Genomic DNA, 14448 nt, shown 5'->3' with positions numbered 1-14448 from the left:
GGGAAAGCAGTTTCCGTAGGGGGTACGAGAATGAGGATCCTTGTCACCGGCGCCACCGGGAACGTGGGCCGGATGGTCGTCGACGAGTTGCTGGCCCGTGGCGCGGACGACGTCCGGGCGCTCACCGTCGATCCGGAGCGGGCCGCGCTGCCACCCGGCGTCGAGGTGGTGCGCGGCTCCTTCCGCCGGCCGGCGACGGTCGCCGCGGCCCTGGCCAGCGTGGATGTGGTGTACCTCGCGCCCGACCCGGCCACCGTCTTCGAGGTCTGCCGGATGGCCGCCGAGGCCGGGGTGCGCCGGATCGTCGACATGGCCGGCGCGAAGGGCGACCACTGGCAGGCGGTCGAGGACGGCGTGGAGGCCAGCGGAGTGCCCTTCACCCATCTGGAGCCGGGCGAGTTCATGGCCAACGCCACCATCTGGGCCCCGCAGATCCGGGCCGGCGACGAGGTGCGGGACGCGTTCCCCGGCGCGATCAACGCACCCATCGCCCAGGAGGACATCGCCGCGGTCGCCGCCGAGGTGCTGCTCGGCGACGGTCACGAGGGGCGCTCCTATGAGCTGACCGGCCCGCAGGCGCTCAGCCGTCCGGAGAAGGTCGCCGCCCTGGCCGAGGGTCTCGGCCGGGACCTCACCTACGTCGAGTTGACCGGCGAGGCGGCGGTCGCCCAGTTCGAGCTGGCCATGGGGGAGTACGGGCGCTGGTACCTGGACGGGCTCGCCCAGCTCACGGCACATCCCCAGCGGGCGGTGTCGACGGTCGCCGATCTCCTCGGCCGTCCCGCGACCGCCTACGTCAAGTGGGCGCGGCATCACGCTGATCTATTCGGGTGACCCGATTTGGCGGGCCGGTTGGCCTCAGGTAAAGTTCTCTCCGGCGCGGCAAGCCGGGCCAAATGGGGTATGGGGTAATTGGCAGCCCGGCTGATTCTGGTTCAGCTAGTCTAGGTTCGAGTCCTGGTACCCCAGCGCGGCCCTCCTCCGGGAGGGCAGTGCTGGAAGCAGTGAAACAGCACGTTCTGGTCCCGTCGTCTAGCGGCCTAGGACGCCGCCCTCTCAAGGCGGTAGCGAGGGTTCGAATCCCTTCGGGACTACATCGGAAACGGCCCGCATCTTCGGATGCGGGCCGTTTCGCTTTCCGGGGTACGAAGCAGAGCCCGCGCTTTGGCCAGGCGGCGCTCACGTCGCGCCGTTCGTGTGCGCGGCCTGGCGTCATGGCGTGGGCGGGCGACCACGGACGCCGTTACGTGTGCGCCAGTGGGGTCGGGCCGGGGCTGTGAGGTGGGTGGATATCCGATTTCGGCTGCGGGCCAGGGGCTGATAGAGTTCAGCGCGCCGCCGGGGAAAGCCGGAGGCGAATATGGGGTCCCGTCGTCTAGCGGCCTAGGACGCCGCCCTCTCAAGGCGGTAGCGAGGGTTCGAATCCCTTCGGGACTACAGCGAGAGCGGCCCGCACCGATCAAGGTGCGGGCCGCTCTGCTTTAGACCGTGGTGGGCACGCCGGGCGTGAGCCAGGTCAGGGTGCCGGGCGGGAAGGCGGCCTCCACACCGGCACGGCCCTCATGGAAGTGGGACCAGCCCTCGTAGTGGACCGGCACCACCTTCCGCGGCCGCAGCGACTCGACGAGGCGGGCCGCGTCCCGGCCGTTCATGGTGTAGCTGATCGGGCCGGTGAGCCCGAACCGGACGTCGCCGAGGTGCAGGATCGCGGTGTCGACGGTGAACCGGGACGCCACCTGCCGGACCCCGCCGAACAGCACGGTGTCCCCGGAGATCCAGATCACCGAGGTGCTGCCCGGCGGCCGCAGGGCGAACCCGATCGCCTCGCCGACGATCGGCCGGCACAGCGGCGGGCCGTGCCGGGCCGGGGTGGCGGTGACCTCGATCTCACCGACCCGGGCGGACCGCCACGGCGCCAGCCCGGTGGCGTTGCCGCCGAGCCGGCGGGCCCCGCTCACCGTGGTCAGCACCACCGGCACGGACGGCAGCAGCGCCCGGCCCGCGACGTCCAGATTGTCCCCGTGGTGATCGTGGGTGAGCAGCACCGCGTCGATCGGCCCGAGCTCGCCGGCGGCCACCGCCGGGCCGGCCGTCTTGACCGATGACGTGCCGAGGCCGAACGAGTACCGCCGGCCCGGCTCGTCGAAGGTCGGGTCGGTGAGCAGCCGGACCCCGGCCAGTTCGATCAGGGTGGTGGGGCCGCCGACGTGGGTGATCCGCAGGTCGTTCACCGGGCGTGCCGGAGGGCCCAGTCCAGGACCTCGTCGGCGATCTGCTCCCAGCCCTTCTGTGCGGGCAGCAGATGGGCGTAGCCCTCGTACTCACGGATCTCGGTCACCGTGTTCGACCGGTAGTGCTTGTGGTTCGACCGCTGCACCTCGGGCGGCATGATGTGATCCTCGGAGCCGGAGACGAACAGCAGCGGCGCCCGCCCGTCGTTGTGGTAGTCGACCCAGGTGTCCTGGTGGCCGGGCTGGAAGTTGGCGAGCACGCTGCCCCACAGGATGCCCCCGTTGGCCGGGACGGCGTACCGCTCGTAGAGGGCCTTCGACTCCTCCGGGGTGAACGTGTTGGTGAACGCGTAGGTCCACTGTTCCAGCGTCAGCGGCACCGCCCGGTGCCGGTTCGCCGGGCTCCTCAGCACCGGGAAGGTGGACTTCACCTGTGACAGCGGCACCACCCGCACACCCTCGGTGGGCGCCGAGTTCATCGCCACGCCGGCCGCGCCGTACCCGTGGTCCAGCAGGATCTGGGTGAACGCGCCGCCGGCCGAGTGACCGATGATGATCGGCGCCTCGGGCAGCTCCCGGATCTGCTCCTCCAGGTGCGCGATGATCCGCGGCACGGTGACGTTCAGGATCGGGGTGGGGTCGGCGTTGAGGGATTCCACCTCGACCTCGAAGCCGGGGTAGGCGGGCGCGATCACCCGGTGGCCCTTGGCCTCGTAGTGGGCGACCCAGTTCTCCCAGCTCCGCGGCGTGACCCAGAATCCGTGCACAAGAACGATCGGCTTCATGTCCTACGATCCTGGTGGGAACGCGCCCACCGGCGAATCCCGTGGAACTCGTAGTCAGTCGTGCAACACGCCGCGCAACCGCCGCCGCGAGGTGACGCCGAGCTTCCGGAACACCTTCCGCAGGTGGTAGTCGACCGTGCTGGGGCTGAGGTAGAGGTGCGCGGCGATCTCCGCGTTCGTCGCCCCGGCGCCGGCCAGGCGGGCCACGGCGGCCTCCTGCGGGGTCAAGGCCGTTTCGCGTTCCTTCGGTACGGGTGAGCGCACGCTTTCCCCGGTCGCCCCCAGCTCGGCCCGGGCGCGCCCGGCGAACACCGTGGCCCCGGCCTCCTCGAACATCTCCAGCGCCGTGGCGAGCTGGTCCCGGGCGTCCCGCCGGCGCCGGCGGCGGCGCAGCCACTCGCCGTAGAGCAGCCGGGCCCGGGCCAGGTCGCCCCACGCCGGTGTGGCAGCGAGCCGCTCGACGGCGGCGCGATAGTGCTCCTCGGCCTCCTCGGGCGCGGCCAGCAGGGCCCGGGACCGGTCGAGCAGGCCCAGGGCCCGGGGTGTGCCGCTGTTACCGGCGGCCGACGTCAGGTCGGCACAGGCGAGTTCGGCCGTCGCGCGGTCGCCGGACCGGAGGGCGGCCTCGACGAGGTCGGGCAGGGCCCAGGCGTACCGGCGGGGCCGGCCCAGGTCGACGATGTCCAGCAGCAGCTCGACCGCGGCCGGATAGGCGCCGCTCGCGATCTCCAGCCCGGCCACGGCGAGACGGGTGACCGTGTGCATGCCGCCCATGTGCAGCATCTCGAAGACTCCCAGGGCCTGCGGAACCGTCTCCCGGAAGCCGTCCGGGGCCCGCCAGGCCACCAGTTCGGGATGCCGCCACACCTGCTCCTGCTCGGCGGTGATGCCGATCGACCGGCGCAGCCGCTGCCCGGCGGCGTCGTGCCGGTCGGCGTGCCGCAGCCGGCCCAGCACCGCGTCGGTCATCGCGCCGACGAAGTGGACCAGGTCCAGCGTGTGCAGGGCGCCGGTACGCCGGGCGGCGGCCTCGGCCCGGTCCAGCAGCAGCAGTTTGGTGTCGTCGTCCCAGAGCAGGTTGCAGTAGTTGATCCCGACGACGAACCGGCGGCGCAGCGTCTCGTCCGGGAGGGCCGGGTCGGCGATCGCGGCGATCGCCCGGCGCAGCAGGGGTACGCAGGCGGCGTACCCGTCCTGGATGAACGACGCGTAACCGGCCAGCAGGAGCCCGTCCAGCCCGTCCGGATCGGTGGCGGCGAGCCGGGCGGCCTCGGCCGCGACAGTGGTCTCGCTCACCGACGACAGGTGTTCCGCGCCGATGGCGTGGTCGACGGCCTGCACGGCGGCCCGCCGGGCCCGGCCGTGGTCGGCGCCGAACGCGCCGGCCGCCTCCAGGCAGAGCGCGGTGGCGTCCCGCAGCGCGGTGGGCGCGCCGGTGTTGACCGTGGCGAGGGCCCGGGTGAGCAGCGCCGACCCGCGGGCCGGCCCGGACAGGTGATCGTCGCCGGCGGTCTCCAGCAGCAGCAGGGCCCGGACCGGCGCGCCGGCCGCCATCGCGGCGGCGGCCGCCTCCACCCGGCGTCCGGTGCGGACCGTCTCGTCCGGGGTCAGTTCGGCCGCCCGGCTCAGGAAGGTGGACCGGGCGGCCTGCCCGCCGCGGGCGCCGGCCCGGTCGGCACGGCGCTCCAGCTCGGCGGCGACCGTCTCGTCCGGCGCGGCGGTGGCGGCGGCCAGGTGCCAGGCGCGACGGTCGGCGTCGGCGTCACCGGTGATGACGGCCGCCAGGGCGGCGTGCACGGCCCGGCGGCGCGGGGGCGGGGCGTCGCCGTAGACCGCCGAGCGGACCAGGGGATGCCGGAACACCACCGGCGGGGTGCCGGACACCAGCCGGTCCGACTCGGCGGGCGCGGCGTCCTCCGGTCGTACGGCCAGGAGGCCGGCGGCGGCCAGCAGATGGTCGTGGCGGGCGCCCGCACCGGCCGCGGCGAGCACCAGCCAGGTCCGGGTGGCCTCCGGGTAGCCGCTGACCCGCGCCGAGTAGTGCGCCTCCAGGCGGCTGCCGATCGGCACCGGATCGGGCAGCGGGGAGGCGCCGCGCAGCTGCTCGGCGGTGAGTTCCCGGCCCAGGTCGGTGAGGGCCAGCGGGTTGCCTCCGGTGCTTTCCGCGACGTGCTCGGCCAGACCCAGGTCCAGGTCGCCGGTGACCACGTCGGAGAGCAGCGCCATGGCGGCGTCGCGGGCCAGGCCGGTGATCTCCAGCACGTCCACGCCGGCGAGCAGCCCCGGATCCTCGGCGACCACCCGCTGGCCGAAGAGCAGGACGACCCCCTCGGCGTGCAGGCGGCGAGCCACGAAGGCGAGGGCACGGGCCGAGTCCGGGTCCAGCCAGTGCACGTCGTCGACGACGCAGAGCCGGGGCGCGGCCGCCAGCAGGGTGAGCGCCGCGAGGCTGACCAGGTAGAGGTCGGGGGTGGGGCCGTCGGTGAGACCGCAGGCCACCTCCAGGGCGGCGCGCTGGGCGGGCGGGAGGTGGCCGCGTTCCGGCAGGAGCGGGATGAGCAGGCGGTGCAGTCCGGCGTACGGCAGCCCGGCCTCCGCCTCGACACCGCTGATGACGAGCGTCCCGGCGCCGCTTCCGGCCGGTGCGCCGGTTGCCGTGCTCAGCGCGTACCGAAGCAATGCGGTCTTGCCCGTGCCGGCCTCGCCGCGCAGCACCAAGGCCGCGCTGTGCCCGGATCGCGCCTCGGAGAGGAGGCCGTCGAGGACGGCGCACTCGGTTTCGCGCCCGAAGAGCCGATCGCCCTGCCCGAAGAGCCTCACGGCGGCAGCCTATCCACTCATCGAGATCTCTCGCCGGAAACGAAGCCGCCCCGCGCGGAGGCGGGGCGGGCGGGCGGAGGGGAAGGAGAGGGGAGGGAGGGTCAGAGGCCGGACAGGCGCTGGCCGGCGCGGACGACGGCCATGGCGTGGCGCTCACCGGGGCGGCGGCCCAGTCGCTCGATCGGACCGCTTATCGAGATGGACGCGATCACCCGGCCGGTCCGGTCGCGGATCGGCGCGGAGACGCTCGCCACACCCGGCTCGCGCTCGGCGACGCTCTGTGCCCAACCGCGGCGGCGCACCTCGGCCAGCGTGCGGCCGGTGAACTTGCAGCGCGGCAGGAGCGGCATCACCGCCTCGGGCGGCTCCCACGCGAGCAGGATCTGGGCGGCCGAACCGGCGACCATCGGCAGCACCGAGCCGACCGGCACGGTGTCGCGCAGGCCACTGGCGCGCTCGGCGGCGGCGACGCAGATGCGCTCATCGGCGCGGCGCAGGTAGAGCTGAGCGCTCTCGCCGGTCGCGTCCCGCAGTGCGGACAGCAGCGGCTCGGCCGCGGTCAGCAGAACGTCCGGTGCGGCATTGGCCAACTCGCCCAATCTCGGTCCTGGACGCCATCTTCCTTGAGTGTCCCGCACCAGCATCCGATGAATCTCCAGAGCCTGGGCCAGGCGATGTGCGGTCGCCCGCGGCAGCTTGGTGCGCTCGACGAGTTCGGCCAGGCTGGCGCCGTCGACACACGCGGCGAGGATGACTACCGCCTTGTCGAGAACGCCTACACCGCTCATACTGTGTCCCACAAGCCGAAACATACATTCCAGAATTTAGGATGTCCAGATGGTGGGAGTCACTCCCCAGAGCGGGAAACCCAGGACCCTGGCCGAGAAGGTCTGGGATGACCACGTGGTGCGCACGGCCGAGGGCGAGCCCGACCTGCTCTTCATCGACCTGCACCTGCTGCACGAGGTCACCAGCCCGCAAGCCTTCGACGGTCTGCGGATGGCCGGCCGGCCGGTTCGCCGGACCGACCTCACGCTCGCGACGGAGGACCACAACACCCCGACCGGGTATGCGGACCCCGCGTTCAACACCAAGCGCGGTGAGCTGTTCACGATCGCCGACACGACCTCGCGCACGCAGATCGAGACGCTGCGGAAGAACTGCGCCGAGTTCGGTGTCGAGATCCGTCCGCTGGGCGATGTGAACCAGGGCATCGTGCACGTGATCGGCCCGCAGCTGGGTCTCACCCAGCCCGGCATGACGATCGTCTGCGGCGACTCGCACACCGCGACCCACGGCGCGTTCGGCGCGCTGGCCTTCGGCATCGGCACCAGCGAGGTCGAGCACGTGCTCGCCACCCAGACACTGCCGCAGTCCAAGCCGCGGACGATGGCCGTCACCGTGGTCGGCGAGTTGGGCCCGGGCGTCTCCGCGAAGGACCTGATCCTCGCCCTGATCACGCAGACCGGCACCGGCGGCGGCAACGGCCACATCGTGGAGTACCGCGGCGAGGCCATCCGCAAGCTCTCCATGGAGGGCCGGATGACGATCTGCAACATGTCGATCGAGTGGGGCGCCAAGGCCGGCATGATCGCGCCGGACGAGACCACGTTCGCGTACCTCGAGGGCCGTCAGCACGCCCCGAAGGGCGAGCAGTGGGACGCCGCGGTCGAGTACTGGAAGACCCTCGCCACCGACGAGGACGCCGAGTACGACACCGAGATCATCCTGGACGCCTCGCAGATCAGCCCGTTCATCACCTGGGGCACCAACCCGGGCCAGGGCGCGGCGCTGAACAGCGTGGTGCCGAGCCCGGAGGACTTCCTGGACGAGGTCGAGCGCGGCGCCGCCGAGCGCGCGCTGGCGTACATGGACCTCACCCCGGGCACCCCGTTCCGTGCGGTCCCGGTCGACGTGGTCTTCGTCGGCTCGTGCACCAACGGCCGGCTCGAGGACCTGCGTGCCGCCGCCGACGTGATCCGTGGCCGCAAGGTGGCCGACGGCGTCCGCATGATGATCGTGCCGGGCTCCTACCAGGTGCGCGAGCAGGCCGAGGCCGAGGGCCTGGACAAGGTCTTCACCGAGGCGGGCGCCGAGTGGCGGTTCGCCGGCTGCTCCATGTGCCTGGGCATGAACCCGGACACGCTCAGCCCCGGCCAGCGCGCCGCGTCCACCTCCAACCGCAACTTCGAGGGCCGGCAGGGCAAGGGCGGGCGTACCCACCTGGTCTCGCCGCAGGTCGCCGCCGCCACCGCGGTGGTCGGCCGGCTGGCCGCCCCCGCCGACCTCTGACCAGCCGGGAGACATCAGTCATGGACAAGTTCGTCGCCCACAGCGGCAAGGTCATGCCCCTGCGCCGCTCCGACGTGGACACCGACCAGATCATCCCGGCGGTCTACCTGAAGCGGGTCACCCGGACCGGCTTCGAGGACGGGCTCTTCAACGCCTGGCGTGAGGACCCGGACTTCGTGCTGAACCGGCCGCGGCACGCGGGCGCCACCATCCTGGTCGCCGGACCGAACTTCGGCACCGGCTCGTCCCGGCAGCACGCCGTCTGGGCGCTGCGCGACTGGGGCTTCAAGGCGGTCATCGCCTCCCGCTTCGGTGACATCTTCCGCGGCAACTCCCTCAAGGAGGGCCTGCTCCCGATCCAGTTGGACCAGAAGATCGTGGAGAGCCTCTGGGACCTGGCCGAGAGCGAGCCGGAGAAGGAGATCACCGTCGACCTGGAGGGCCGCGTGGTCCGGGTGGACGACGCCGCCTACGGGTTCCCGATCGACGATTTCAGTCGCTGGCGCCTCATGGAGGGCCTCGACGACATCGGACTGACGCTGCGGCACGAAGGCGCGATTACCGCGTACGAGAAGGGCCGCCCCGCTTTCAAGCCGGCCGTCGTTCTTTAGTTCCTCTTCGCCAATTCGCCCCTGCCGGGTCACCCGGCAGGGGCGAATTCGTTGGGACACAACGCATTTTTCCCCTGAATGTTTCTGTAACCGGGTCACAGGGCATACCGTGCGCGCAGAATGGCCTTCGACGGGCCAGTTCTCACGTCACGTCCAGGAGGAAATCGTGAACAAGGCCGAGCTCATCGAGGCGCTCGCCGGCAGGCTGGGAGACAGGAAGACGGCGACCCTGGCTTTGGACGCGTTCATCAGTGAGGTGCAGAACGCCGTTGCCAAGGGTGACAAGGTCGCGCTCACCGGATTCGGTTCGTTCGAGAAGCGGGCACGCAATGCGCGCACCGCTCGAAATCCGCGGACTGGTGAGCCGGTCAAGGTGAAGAAGACGTCGGTCGCGGTCTTCAAGGCGGGCAGCGCATTCCGCGAACTGGTGGCGAGCGGAAAGCCGGCGAAGGCGGCCGGCGCCGCCAAGAAGACGGCGACCACCGCGGCCGCGAAGAAGACGACCGCCACCAAGACGGCGCCTGCCAAGACGACCGCTACGAAGGCGGCCACGAAGACGGCCGCCACCAAGGCCACCAAGGCCACCAAGGCCACCAAGGCCACCAACGCCACCAAGGCGGCCAAGGCGACCACGGCGAAGACCGCGGCCGCCAAGAAGACGACCGCCACCAAGACGGCGCCTGCCAAGACGACCGCTACGAAGGCGGCCACGAAGACGGCCGCCACAAAGGCCACAAAGGCCACAAAGGCGACCACCGCGAAGACCGCGGCCGCCAAGAAGACGACCGCCACCAAGACGACCGCCACCAAGACGGCGCCGGCCACGAAGACGGCCACCAGGAAGGCCACCACGGCGCCCGCGAAGAAGACGGCGACCACCGCGAAGGCCACCCCGGCCAAGCGGACCGCCCGTAAGACCGCCACCCCGGCCGCGGCACCGGCCCGGGCTCGTACCGCCTCGGCACGCAAGGCCCGCTGAGCCGAGGCGACGAAAAGGCGTCCACCGTTGGGTGGACGCCTTTTCCGTGTGGCCGCGCGGTTCGGTTCCGGCGGCCTACGGTCCGGGCATGGACCGATCGAGACCGCGTGGCCTGACCGCCCGGGCCACCGCCGCGGCGGCGCTGTTCGCCGTCGCGGTCGTACCCGGGTGGACTCTCGGCGACCTGGCCGAGGACCGTACCGGGTGGCCGGTGCTGGACTGGCTGATCACCTGCGGATGGTCCGGGATCGCGGTCTGCTGGGCGGCGCCGCGGTGCTCGTACCGGAGGCTGGACGGATGGCTGGGCGCCGTCCCGCTCTACGGGTGGTACCTGGCCGGGGTGCTGAGCTGGCGCCTCGCCCTGCTGCCCCACCGGGATTGGGAACCCCGCCGGGACGAGCTGTGGCGGGCCCGCTGGCTGACCGGCGACCAGATCGGCCTCTGGCGGGCGGACCCGCCCGGCCGTGCCGTCACAGCCGGGACGCGCCCATCAACCGGTCGCCGGACCAGGTCAGCAGCCAGCCGTCGCCCTTCGGCGTTCTGAACCGCTCGGTGGCGTCGTCGTCGTGCAGCGACGCGAGCAGCTGCGGCATCAGCTTGCCCTGGCTGCACACCACCACGCGCTCGTGCGCGCGCAGCTCGGCCAGCCGGGACCGGGCCGCGGCCAGCCGGGCCGGCAACCAATCCGGGCCGGGCGGCTCGGCGACCGCGCTGTCCCGCACGATCGGCAGACCGCCGAGCGCCGCGGCCAGCGGTTCCAGCGTCTGGGCGCAGCGCAGCGGCGGCGCCGCCACCAGGCGCCGCGGTCGCAACGGGGTGAGCAGGTCGGCGATCCGGTCCGCCTGCTTCACGCCGACCGGATCGATCGGCCGCAGCTCGTCACGGCCGGCCCACTTCTTCCGCTCCCCGGCCCGGGCATGGCGGACCAGCGCGATCACCGCGGTCACCGGCGGCAGAGCGGCGACATGCGCCACGATGTCGCGTTCATCGGCGTACGTCAGCCGCGCGGCCGCCTCGTCCAACGGCAGCCAGGCCAGCTCGTCGACCTCGTCGGTGTCCTGCACCGGACCGTCCGAACCGGCCCGCATCAGCCAGAACGCCACGTTCTTCGGCCGCCCGCCGGGCAGCGGATAGTCGACGTCGGGCAGCCGCAGCTGCGGTATCCCGGCGGTGCCGGTCTCCTCCTCGACCTCCCGGACCGCGGCGGCCAGCGGCGGCTCGCCGTCGGACAGTTTGCCCTTGGGCAGGCTCCAGTCGTCGTACCGCGGCCGGTGCACCACACAGATCTCGAGACCGGCAGCGGCCGGGCGGTAGAGCACCCCGCCCGCCGCCCGCTCCACGGCCCCGGTGGAACCAGCCGGCATCAGTGCTGCTTCTTGCCGATGATCCGGCGCAGCATGGCGGCCTGGAGGTGCACCTGAGGACGGCCGGGGGTGCCGGCGCTGCGGTGCCAGAGACCGTCGGCGTCCAGATCCCAGCCCTCGGTCTGCTCGGCCATCGAGAACTCCAGCACGTGCCGCAGCTCCTCGCGGGCCGACGGCAGGGTCACCTTGACCAGCGCCTCCACCCGGCGGTCCAGGTTGCGGTGCATCAGGTCGGCGGAGCCCATCCAGTACTCGGCGTCCGGCCCGGGACCGAACCGGAACACCCGCGAGTGCTCCAGGAACCGGCCGACGATCGAGCGGACCCGGATGTTCTCCGACAGGCCGGGGATGCCGGGCCGCAGCGCGCACATGCCCCGGATGATCAGATCCACCTTGACCCCGTCCTGCGAGGCCCGGTACAGCGCGTCGATGGTCTTCTCGTCGACCAGGGAGTTCACCTTGAACTGGACCAGCGCCTCGCCGCCCTCCCGGGCGATCCGGGCCTGCTCGTCGACCCGCTCCAGCAGGCCCTTGCGGACACCGTGCGGCGCCACCAGGAGACGCCGGTACGTGGTCTGCCGGCTGTATCCGGTCAGCACGTTGAACAGGTCGGTGACGTCGGCGCCCACCTCCGGGTCGGCGGTCAGCATGCCGAAGTCCTCGTACAGCCGGGCGGTCTTGGGGTGGTAGTTGCCGGTGCCGATGTGGCAGTAGCGCCGGATCTGGTTGCCCTCCTGCCGCACCACCAGGGCGGTCTTGCAGTGCGTCTTCAGGCCGACCAGGCCGTAGACCACGTGGCAGCCGGCCCGCTCCAGGGTCCGCGCCCAGGCGATGTTGGCCACCTCGTCGAACCGGGCCTTCACCTCGACCAGCACCACCACCTGCTTGCCGGCGGCCGCCGCGTCGACCAGGGCGTCCACGATCGGGGAGTCGCCGGACGTCCGGTACAGCGTCTGCTTGATGGCCAGCACGTTGGGGTCGGCCGCCGCCTGCTCGACGAACCGCTGCACGCTGGTGGAGAACGAGTGGTACGGGTGGTGCACCAGGATGTCCGACTCGCGCAGCCGGTTGAACACGCTGCGCGGCACCTCGCCGTCGGCCAGGTGCGGGTGGGTCGCCGGCACGAACGGGCGGTCCTTGAGATCGTCGCGGTCGCACTCGCCGAACACCTGCCACAGCGCCGACAGGTCCAGCAGGCCGGGCACCCGCAGCACGTCCTGGCTGTCCATGTCGAGCTCGCGGACCAGCAGGTCGAGCACGTGATCGCTGATCGACGCGGCCACCTCGAGCCGCACCGGCGGACCGAACCGGCGCTGCGCCAGCTCCCGCTCCAGGGCCTGGAGCAGGTCCTCGTCGCGGTCCTCGTCGACCTCCAGCTCGGCGTTGCGGGTCACCCGGAACAGGTGCCACTCCAGGATCTGCATCCCCGGGAAGAGCTGATTCAGATGTACGGCGATGAGCTCCTCGACCGGGAGGAAGCGCACGCCGCGGCTGTCGTTCTGCACGGTCACGAAGCGGGGCACGTTGTTCGGCACCTTGACCCGGGCGAACAGCTCGGGCGAGTCGCCCTCCGGGTAGCGCAGCGCCACCGCCAGGTTGAGCGAACGACTCGAGATGTACGGAAACGGGTGCGCCGGGTCGACGGCGAGCGGCGTCAGGACCGGGAAGACCTGCTCCCGGAAGAAGGTCCGCAGCCGCCCCTGCTCGGCAGCGTCCAGCTCCTTCCACGAGACCAGCTCGATGCTCTCCGCCGCGAGTTTCGGCCGGACCTCGTCGGCGAAGCAGGCGGCGTGCCGGGTGACCAGGTCGGCGGTCCGCTCGGTGATCATCTCGATCTGGTGCCGCAGCGGGGACCGGTCACCGCCGCGGACCGGCAGGCCGGCGCTCAGCCGGCGCTTCAGGCCGGCCACCCGGACCATGTAGAACTCGTCGAGGTTGCTGGCGAAGATGGCCAGGAATTTCGCCCGCTCCAGCAGAGGCGTCCCCGGGTCCTCGGCCAGGGCCAGCACCCGGGCGTTGAAGTCGAGCCAGGACAGCTCCCGGTTGTGGAACCGGTCCTCCGGCAGCAGATAGCCGGGCGTCTCGTCGAGGTCCTCGTCGTCCTCGTCGTCGTTCAGGTCGGCGACCATCTCACTCCCGGTGAGTTCAGACACCTCGCGCTCCGTGATCACGGCCTCGGCCACAGCCGCCGGGCTCACCGGTTCCGCGGCGGCGACCTGCTCGGTCACCACCAGCTCGGTGGCGGCCGGCTCAGAGGCGGTCACGGGATCGGGGGCCTCGATCGGCTGCGCCTCTGTCTGCTCCGGCCTGGGCAGAAAGCGGCCGTTGGGGCCACGCCGGCGGGTCTCGGGGGTCCGGGGCGGGGTCTGCATGCGTCCATCATCGCCGCTTTCGGCGGAACGTGAAACGAACTAGCGGATGATCAATTCAGGCGACTCCGGGAATCAACACACGGCGGACCGCTCCCGCCTCATCCGGCTCGATGGTGACCCGCTGACCGAGGCGGAGGAGCCGCAGCCCGGAGCGGTCGAACGCCTCCGGGCCGAAGACCAGCGGCGTTCCGTCGTCGAGAAGCAGCGAGCCGCTGCGGGTCTGCGGGTCGAAGGTCGCGATCGTGCCCTGCATGACATCGCACGCTACCCGGTTCAGGCGGCCGGCGCGCACTCCGTGGTGAGTCCGAGATCACGCAGCAGGCCACACGTCCGGGGTCCCGCACCCAGAGTGAGCACCGCGTCCAGGTCGGCGGCGGTGTCCACGTCCTGCCGCAGACCGGGCCACTCCCGGACCAGCCGGACCGCCCCGCTGGCCGCGTGCGCGGCCGCCGACGGACCGCCGAACCGCGGGTCGAGCGGCCGCCCAGGCGGCGCGGCGAGCAGCACCGTCCCGATGCCCGCGGCGTCCGGCACGAAGCTGCGGGCCGACACCCGGCCGAGCGCCTCGTCCAGTTGCTCCGGGCGCAGCGCGGGCAGATCACCGGCCAGCACCGCCCGGTACGTGCCGAGCCCGGCCGCCTGGTCGGCGCCGAACCGCATCGCCGCGTTCAGCCCGCCACCCGGATCGGGCACCACCCGGGCGCCCAGCTCCCGGACCGCGCCGCCGACCGCCGGATCGTCGGTCACCACGATCAGCCCGGCGACCGTGGTGGCGGAGAGCACCGCGGCGGCCGTGTCGCGAACCATGGCGAGCGCCAGATCCGGGTGCCGGTCCGGCGGAACCGCGCCGCGCAGCCGCGTCTTCGCCAGGCCCAGCCGCTTCACCGGGATGACCACCGTCCAACTCCGCACCACCACCCGGCCAGTCTGCCGTACCCGGCGGTCCCGCCCCGCCGCGCGCGGGCCGTTCCGCCTGGTGTGTCCGTCACCTGCG

13 protein-coding genes and 3 tRNA genes are annotated in these 14448 nt (G+C 72.2%); 8 read left to right on the top strand and 8 right to left on the bottom strand.

Annotated features, from left to right (window positions below; translation table 11 throughout):
* Window positions 1-30 precede the first annotated feature (30 nt).
* The 4 genes from IEZ13_RS03705 (at window position 31) to IEZ13_RS03690 (ending at window position 1437) form a co-directional block, all read left to right on the top strand.
* Window positions 31-834 (top strand): NAD(P)H-binding protein, encoded by an 804-nt coding sequence (locus tag IEZ13_RS03705; protein WP_183216619.1) that lies wholly within the window; start codon window positions 31-33, stop codon window positions 832-834.
* A 63-nt stretch (window positions 835-897) separates the two neighbouring features.
* Window positions 898-969 (top strand) — tRNA-Gln (locus tag IEZ13_RS03700).
* A gap of 52 nt (window positions 970-1021) precedes the next feature.
* Window positions 1022-1094: transfer RNA gene (locus IEZ13_RS03695), tRNA-Glu, on the top strand.
* Window positions 1095-1364: 270 nt separating this feature from the next.
* Window positions 1365-1437 (top strand) — tRNA-Glu (locus IEZ13_RS03690).
* Window positions 1438-1481: 44 nt separating this feature from the next.
* Here the strand turns inward: IEZ13_RS03690 and IEZ13_RS03685 are convergent.
* The 4 genes from IEZ13_RS03685 to IEZ13_RS03670 all read right to left on the bottom strand — a co-directional run bounded on the left by IEZ13_RS03685 (window position 1482) and on the right by IEZ13_RS03670 (window position 6624).
* A complete protein-coding gene (locus tag IEZ13_RS03685) occupies window positions 1482-2231 on the bottom strand; it encodes an MBL fold metallo-hydrolase (protein ID WP_183216617.1) in 750 nt (249 codons plus the stop codon).
* The gene (locus tag IEZ13_RS03680; protein WP_183216615.1) at window positions 2228-3016 is read right to left on the bottom strand and encodes an alpha/beta hydrolase; all 789 of its coding nucleotides are present in this window, start codon (window positions 3014-3016) and stop codon (window positions 2228-2230) included. The genes IEZ13_RS03685 and IEZ13_RS03680 overlap by 4 nt, the downstream gene beginning before the upstream one ends.
* Before the next feature lie 54 nt (window positions 3017-3070).
* Window positions 3071-5836 carry a helix-turn-helix transcriptional regulator gene (locus IEZ13_RS03675; RefSeq protein WP_183216613.1) on the bottom strand — a complete coding sequence of 922 codons (2766 nt, stop codon included), beginning with the start codon at window positions 5834-5836 and terminating at the stop codon, window positions 3071-3073.
* A 101-nt stretch (window positions 5837-5937) separates the two neighbouring features.
* On the bottom strand, window positions 5938-6624 hold the full coding sequence (locus tag IEZ13_RS03670; RefSeq protein WP_014447202.1) for an IclR family transcriptional regulator: 687 nt from the start codon (window positions 6622-6624) through the stop codon (window positions 5938-5940).
* A 49-nt stretch (window positions 6625-6673) separates the two neighbouring features.
* Between IEZ13_RS03670 and leuC the strand changes: the two genes are divergently transcribed.
* From leuC to IEZ13_RS03650, 4 genes are all read left to right on the top strand, one after another.
* The gene (gene leuC, locus IEZ13_RS03665; RefSeq protein WP_183216612.1) at window positions 6674-8128 is read left to right on the top strand and encodes a 3-isopropylmalate dehydratase large subunit; all 1455 of its coding nucleotides are present in this window, start codon (window positions 6674-6676) and stop codon (window positions 8126-8128) included.
* A gap of 20 nt (window positions 8129-8148) precedes the next feature.
* Window positions 8149-8739, top strand: a complete 591-nt coding sequence (gene leuD, locus IEZ13_RS03660; protein WP_183216610.1) for a 3-isopropylmalate dehydratase small subunit — start codon at window positions 8149-8151, stop codon at window positions 8737-8739.
* 166 nt (window positions 8740-8905) lie between these two features.
* Window positions 8906-9718: an HU family DNA-binding protein gene (locus IEZ13_RS03655; RefSeq protein WP_183216608.1), complete on the top strand. Its 813-nt coding sequence runs from the start codon at window positions 8906-8908 to the stop codon at window positions 9716-9718.
* A gap of 88 nt (window positions 9719-9806) precedes the next feature.
* Entirely contained in the window at window positions 9807-10262 is a 456-nt protein-coding gene (locus IEZ13_RS03650; protein WP_183216606.1) for a hypothetical protein, read from the top strand.
* Here IEZ13_RS03650 and IEZ13_RS03645 read toward each other — a convergent pair.
* The 4 genes from IEZ13_RS03645 to cofC are packed head-to-tail and all read right to left on the bottom strand — an operon-like array spanning window position 10189 to window position 14369.
* Window positions 10189-11082, bottom strand: a complete 894-nt coding sequence (locus IEZ13_RS03645; protein ID WP_183216604.1) for an NUDIX hydrolase — start codon at window positions 11080-11082, stop codon at window positions 10189-10191. The two genes, IEZ13_RS03650 and IEZ13_RS03645, sit on opposite strands and share 74 nt — an antisense overlap.
* Window positions 11082-13454 carry an RNA degradosome polyphosphate kinase gene (locus IEZ13_RS03640; protein WP_183216602.1) on the bottom strand — a complete coding sequence of 791 codons (2373 nt, stop codon included), beginning with the start codon at window positions 13452-13454 and terminating at the stop codon, window positions 11082-11084. The genes IEZ13_RS03645 and IEZ13_RS03640 overlap by 1 nt, the downstream gene beginning before the upstream one ends.
* A 55-nt stretch (window positions 13455-13509) precedes the next feature.
* Window positions 13510-13707: a cold-shock protein gene (locus tag IEZ13_RS03635; protein ID WP_183216600.1), complete on the bottom strand. Its 198-nt coding sequence runs from the start codon at window positions 13705-13707 to the stop codon at window positions 13510-13512.
* Window positions 13708-13727: 20 nt separating this feature from the next.
* Window positions 13728-14369, bottom strand: coding sequence for a 2-phospho-L-lactate guanylyltransferase (gene cofC, locus IEZ13_RS03630; RefSeq protein WP_183217217.1), 642 nt, complete (start codon window positions 14367-14369; stop codon window positions 13728-13730).
* Window positions 14370-14448 lie beyond the last annotated feature (79 nt).

This window comes from Actinoplanes campanulatus (genome assembly GCF_014647795.1).
GTDB lineage: Bacteria > Actinomycetota > Actinomycetes > Mycobacteriales > Micromonosporaceae > Actinoplanes > Actinoplanes campanulatus.
Note: the sequence above shows the minus strand (reverse complement) of the source record. Positions and strands in the feature narration are given on the sequence as shown.

What these genes read in the sequence shown, in the direction of transcription:
- IEZ13_RS03705 (WP_183216619.1), top strand. Translation starts at nt 31, where the DNA reads ATGAGGATCCTTGTCACCGGCGCCACCGGGAACGTGGGCCGGATGGTC.
- IEZ13_RS03680 (WP_183216615.1), bottom strand. Translation starts at nt 3,016, where the DNA reads ATGAAGCCGATCGTTCTTGTGCACGGATTCTGGGTCACGCCGCGGAGC.
- IEZ13_RS03670 (WP_014447202.1), bottom strand. Translation starts at nt 6,624, where the DNA reads ATGAGCGGTGTAGGCGTTCTCGACAAGGCGGTAGTCATCCTCGCCGCG.
- leuC (WP_183216612.1), top strand. Translation starts at nt 6,674, where the DNA reads ATGGTGGGAGTCACTCCCCAGAGCGGGAAACCCAGGACCCTGGCCGAG.
- leuD (WP_183216610.1), top strand. Translation starts at nt 8,149, where the DNA reads ATGGACAAGTTCGTCGCCCACAGCGGCAAGGTCATGCCCCTGCGCCGC.
- IEZ13_RS03650 (WP_183216606.1), top strand. Translation starts at nt 9,807, where the DNA reads ATGGACCGATCGAGACCGCGTGGCCTGACCGCCCGGGCCACCGCCGCG.
- IEZ13_RS03645 (WP_183216604.1), bottom strand. Translation starts at nt 11,082, where the DNA reads ATGCCGGCTGGTTCCACCGGGGCCGTGGAGCGGGCGGCGGGCGGGGTG.
- IEZ13_RS03640 (WP_183216602.1), bottom strand. Translation starts at nt 13,454, where the DNA reads ATGCAGACCCCGCCCCGGACCCCCGAGACCCGCCGGCGTGGCCCCAAC.
- IEZ13_RS03635 (WP_183216600.1), bottom strand. Translation starts at nt 13,707, where the DNA reads ATGCAGGGCACGATCGCGACCTTCGACCCGCAGACCCGCAGCGGCTCG.